This window comes from Subtercola sp. Z020, from assembly GCF_002931235.1.
Classification (GTDB): Bacteria; Actinomycetota; Actinomycetes; order Actinomycetales; family Microbacteriaceae; genus Subtercola.
Genome location: NZ_PSTT01000143.1, coordinates 1 through 3,279, shown reverse-complemented (window position 1 = coordinate 3,279; position 3,279 = coordinate 1). Strand labels below are relative to the sequence as shown.

Annotated in this window: 6 protein-coding genes and 1 pseudogene; 3 read left to right on the top strand and 4 right to left on the bottom strand. The window is 70.3% G+C overall.

What is annotated here, in order from left to right; all coding sequences use genetic code 11:
* Nucleotides 1–874 (bottom strand): serine/threonine-protein kinase (locus C5B96_RS16835; RefSeq protein WP_146078239.1); only part of this gene is annotated, 874 nt, incomplete at its 3' end.
* A 120-nt stretch (nt 875–994) separates the two neighbouring features.
* Between C5B96_RS16835 and C5B96_RS16830 the strand changes: the two genes are divergently transcribed.
* From C5B96_RS16830 to C5B96_RS16825, 3 genes are all read left to right on the top strand, one after another.
* Entirely contained in the window at nt 995–1,546 is a 552-nt protein-coding gene (locus C5B96_RS16830) for a MarR family winged helix-turn-helix transcriptional regulator (RefSeq protein WP_233189265.1), read from the top strand.
* A 77-nt stretch (nt 1,547–1,623) separates the two neighbouring features.
* Nucleotides 1,624–1,788, top strand: a complete 165-nt coding sequence (locus tag C5B96_RS17660; protein ID WP_199176706.1) for a hypothetical protein — start codon at nt 1,624–1,626, stop codon at nt 1,786–1,788.
* An 8-nt stretch (nt 1,789–1,796) separates the two neighbouring features.
* Nucleotides 1,797–2,054, top strand: a complete 258-nt coding sequence (locus C5B96_RS16825) for a DUF6458 family protein (RefSeq protein WP_104246510.1) — start codon at nt 1,797–1,799, stop codon at nt 2,052–2,054.
* 57 nt (nt 2,055–2,111) lie between these two features.
* Here the strand turns inward: C5B96_RS16825 and C5B96_RS17920 are convergent, their stop codons facing one another.
* The 3 genes and pseudogenes from C5B96_RS17920 to C5B96_RS17500 form a co-directional block, all read right to left on the bottom strand.
* Complete coding sequence (locus C5B96_RS17920) at nt 2,112–2,378, bottom strand: cupin domain-containing protein (protein WP_255414746.1); 267 nt, start codon at nt 2,376–2,378, stop codon at nt 2,112–2,114.
* A 132-nt stretch (nt 2,379–2,510) separates the two neighbouring features.
* Nucleotides 2,511–2,933 (bottom strand): annotated as a pseudogene (locus C5B96_RS16815) (arsenate reductase ArsC); the annotation flags it as partial.
* 115 nt (nt 2,934–3,048) lie between these two features.
* The coding region (locus tag C5B96_RS17500) for a hypothetical protein (protein WP_199176705.1) at nt 3,049–3,279 on the bottom strand (231 nt) is incomplete at its 5' end.

The following is a 3,279-nucleotide window of genomic DNA, read 5'->3' as shown; positions in this document are numbered from 1 at the left end:
CGCCACCGGCCCCCGCCGCGAACCCGCCCCACGCCTCGAGCTCGGGGGCGAGGTGCTGCGCGCGCGCCGCTACGTCGAGGGCGCTCGGACGAGCATCCGGATCCCGCGCCGTCATCTCGGTCAGCAGAGCGACCCAGCCGGCGGGGAGCGCGTCGCTGATGACGGGGTCGCGGGAGGCGCGGGCGCTCATCGACTCGACGATCGTGCCGGGATATTCGCGGCGGCCGGTGAGGCCCTCGAGAACGACGAGGCCGAGGGCGTAGATGTCGGAGGCGGGGCCGGGGGCGGCTCCGGTCGCCTGCTCGGGGCTGAGGTAGGAGGCCGTGCCGATGACGGTTCCGACGGTGGTCATGCGGTCAGCGCCCACGAGGTGGGCGATGCCGAAGTCGGCGAGTTTGGCGCGGTGGGTGGGCGAGGGCAGGCCGGTGGGGGCGAGCAGGATGTTCGCGGGCTTCAGGTCGCGGTGCACGATCCCCTGGGCGTGCATGGCGGCGAGGCCCCCGGCGATGTCCGCGGCGACACGGGCCGCGACGCCGCCGAGCAGCGGGCCGTGGTCGAGGGTCGAGCGGAGGTCGGGGCCGGCGACGAGTTCCATGACGAGGAAGCTCGGAACCGACGAGTCGCCCGACGCGAGGTGCGCGTCGTACATCGTCACGAGGTTGGGGTGGTTCAGGCGGGCCAGCACGTCGACCTCCGCGCGGCGGCGCGAGTCGTCGCGGGCCTCGCCGGCGGGGAAGAGCTTCACCGCGACGTTCCGGCCGAGCTGCTCGTCGGTCGCTGCGTAGACGGTCGACATGCCACCGGAGCCGATGCGCCGCAGGAGGCTGTAGCGGCCCGCGAGGGTGCGGCCCAGCCAGCTGTCGTCGGATGCCATGGGTCGCCTTCCGGCCGGAGCGTCGGGTTGCTGGGATGTCGGGTTGCAGAATATGTCGGGTTGCTGGGGATGTCGGCGATCGCTAGTCAAACTAGCAATCGATGTCGGACACTAGTAATTGTGACTGATTCCTACGACTTCAGCGACCTGGTGCGGTCGGATTCCGGCCTGTCGACCGATGAGGCCGGGGATGCGGCCGCCGCGGCTGCCGCTGCCGAGGCCGCCGCCGCTCCCGACGTGCTCGAGGCGCTGCACATGTACCGCGCGGCCGAAGCCGCGATGCGTCGGCGCACCGGCACGGCGATGGGGCTCGGCGAGAACGACCTGCTCGCGCTGCGGTTCATTCTCGACAAGAGGGCGGCCGGGCATCCGATCGCCTCGAAAGACGTGACGCGCTACCTCGGCATCTCGAGCGCGTCCACGGTGGTGCTGCTCCGCCGGCTGGAGGCGGGCGGGTTCATCGAGCGGCGCGAGAACGCTGCCGACCGCCGGTCGAGCGAGATCGTGCCGACCTCTGCGGCTGAGGGTGACACCGGGCCGATGTTGGCGGTCGCGCAGAACCAGATGTCGGCGGCGGCGCAGTCGTTGGCTCCGGATGACGCGCAGGTGGTGGCACGCTTTCTGAACCTGATGCGGGAGACGGTCGACCAGATCGGTGTCGACCGGCGCTAGGCCTCCCCTCTACTGGAGTTGCGACATCCGTGTCAAGAGATTGCTAGATCACTGAACTAGTTGGTAACGTTCTGACCATGAACATACTTGTCGTCATCATCGCGATCATCGCGATCGTCCTTCTCATCACCGGCGGAGTGACCCAGTCGCTCAGCTTCCTCATCTGGGTCGGTGTCGTGCTTCTCGTCATCGCCCTGATCGTCTTCCTGCTGCGTTTCATCACCGGCAACCGCCGGGTCTGAGGCGCATCATGAGCCTCGGATCGGGCATCTTCCTCTTCGTCGTGGGCGCCATTCTGGCGTTCGCCGTCGACATCCAGGTGGCCTGGGTCGACCTGCGGGTCGTCGGCTACATCCTGATGGCGGCCGGCGTGGTCGGCATCATCCTCGGCATCGTGCTCATCACCCGTCGCCGCCAGACCACGATGACCGATCGCTCGGCCGTCGACCCGGTCAGCGGCGAGCGTGTGTCGCGCCGTACGGTCGAGGGGGACGGGCCGCTCGTCTGACGCCCGGCCTGTCGGCCTCTCTCAACCGCGGTTCGGCCGCATCCCTCGCCCGCCCGCTCATTCCCCGAGCTGGCGGGCGATCGGCACTGTGCCGGCGACGACGACGTCACCGGTGTGAGCGGTGGTGACCGTCTCGATCAGCACGATCTCGACCTCTTCGGCGGCGACCGGGTTGTGGCGCACGCCCTTCGGCACGACGTAGAACTCGCCCGGGCCGAGCGTGACCTCCCGCTCGCCCTCGAGCTGGATGACCAGCTGCCCCGACACGACGAGGAACATCTCGCCTTCGTTCTCGTGAGCGTGCCAGACGAGCTCGCCGAGCAGTCTGGCGACCTTGATGTACTGGTCGTTGACGCGGCCGACGACGCGGGGCGTCCAGTATGCGGTGACCTCGGCGAGCTCGGCGGCGATCGAGGTGGGGGTTGCTGTCGCTGTCGCGGGATCTTCGGCCGGGGCGGACGGCAGCAGCTCTTCGATGAGTGCTTCGACGCGGCTCCGGATGTCGTCACGCACGCCCCGCACGACATCGACCGGCTGGCCGGCCGGGTCGGTGAGTGCCCAGTCCTCGTAACGTTTGCCAGGAAAGATCGGGCACGCGTCCCCGCATCCCATCGTGATCACGACATCGGCCTGCCGAACGTCGTCGACGCTCAGATGCCGGGGCTCGGCGTGGGCGATGTCGATGCCCTCCTCCGCCATCACCGCGACGGCGGCCGGGTTCACTGCATCGCCCGGCTCGCTGCCGGCGGAGAACACGTCGACCCGATCACCCGCGAGCGCCGCCAGGTAGCCCGCGGCCATCTGCGAGCGCCCCGCATTGTGCACGCACACGAAGAGCACGGCCGGTCGCGGTGCCGCGGGTGCGGCGGCGGCGGGCAGGGATGCTGCGGGGATGGATGCTGCGGGGGCGTCGTTCAGCGATGGCATGGCTCCATCCAACCACCGCCGGCGCACCCGCCGTGTCGAGTGGGTCCCGTCTGGCGGGGCGGGGCGGTCAGCCGTGCAGGTCTTCGCCGAGGGCGCGGATGCTGTTCAGCTCGTCCTGCAGTTCGAGGGTCGCGGGGTCGGCGGCCGCGGCGGTGTCCGAGTCGGTGGGGGTGACGTCGGGCACGGCGAAGCCTCCTTCGGCGTTGGCGTCGGCGGACGCGGGGTCGGTTTCGGGAGCGTCGGTCGCGGCATCCGGAGCGGAATCGGCGGAAGCGGCGGCGGGCGCGGCGGCGGGGCG